The sequence below is a fragment of the Blastococcus sp. KM273128 genome (genome assembly GCF_021698975.1).
Taxonomy (GTDB): Bacteria; Actinomycetota; Actinomycetes; order Mycobacteriales; family Geodermatophilaceae; genus Blastococcus.
In genome coordinates, this window is the sequence record NZ_SSXA01000171.1 from 1 (window position 1) to 1,058 (window position 1,058).

Genomic DNA, 1,058 nt, shown 5'->3' on the forward strand with positions numbered 1-1,058 from the left:
ACCGACCGAGGCAGGAGTCTCCGCATGGATGTCCCGTTGTGGTTGTGGTTGGCCGTGCTCGGCGGCATCGTCGCCATGCTCGCCGTGGACCTGTTCGCGCATCGCAAAGCCCACGTCATCGGCGTGCGCGAGGCCGCGGTCTGGTCGGCGATCTGGGTGGCCATCGGGCTCGCGTTCGGGGCCTATATCTGGTCCGCCTACGGCGCCGAGTTCGGCCAGCAGTACTTCGCCGGCTATGTGATCGAGAAATCGCTGGCGGTCGACAACGTCTTCGTCTGGGCGATCATCTTCACCTACTTCGCCGTTCCCCGGGAGTACCAGCACCGAGTGCTGTTCTTCGGGGTCCTCGGCGCGCTGATCTTCCGCGGCATCTTCATCGCCGGCGGGTCGGTGCTCATCGCCAGCTTCAGCTGGATCCTCTACATCTTCGCCGCGTTCCTACTGTGGACCGGGTACAAGATGATCCGCCAGCGCAACGAGCACCTCGACCCGGAGAAGTCGAAGGCGCTGCGGCTGTTCCGCCGCTACGTCCCGACCACCGACGCCTACCACGGGCAGCGCTTCCTCATCCGCCGCAACGGCCTCCTGATGGCCACCCCGCTGCTGGCGGTGCTGGTCCTGGTCGAGATCACCGACGTCATCTTCGCCGTCGACTCGATCCCGGCGATCTTCGCGGTCACCGACGAGCCGTTCCTCGTCTTCACCGCCAACGCGTTCGCCATCCTGGGACTGCGGGCGATGTACTTTCTGCTCGCCGACCTCATCCACCGCTTCATCTACCTGAAGATCGGCCTGGCCCTGGTGCTGATCTGGGTCGGCATCAAGATGATGCTCAAGGTCGACCTCTTCTACATCCCGACCACCATCAGCCTCGCCGTGATCACCACGATCATCGGGATCTCGATCTACCTGAGTCTCCGGGCCACCCGCGGACAGGGGCGGAAGGCGTTCCAGGCACCGGTCACGCCCCCGTTCCGCGTCGCGACCGACGAGGAGATCGCCGCGCTCCAGCCGGTCTGGGGTCGTGCGTCGCAGCGGCAGGCGACGGCGGACACCGA

Annotated in this window: 1 protein-coding gene; it reads left to right on the forward strand. The window is 65.6% G+C overall.

What is annotated here, in order from left to right; genetic code table 11:
- Positions 1-24: 24 nt before the first annotated feature.
- Positions 25-1,058 (forward strand): TerC family protein (locus E9529_RS21445; protein WP_236833280.1); only part of this gene is annotated, 1,034 nt, incomplete at its 3' end.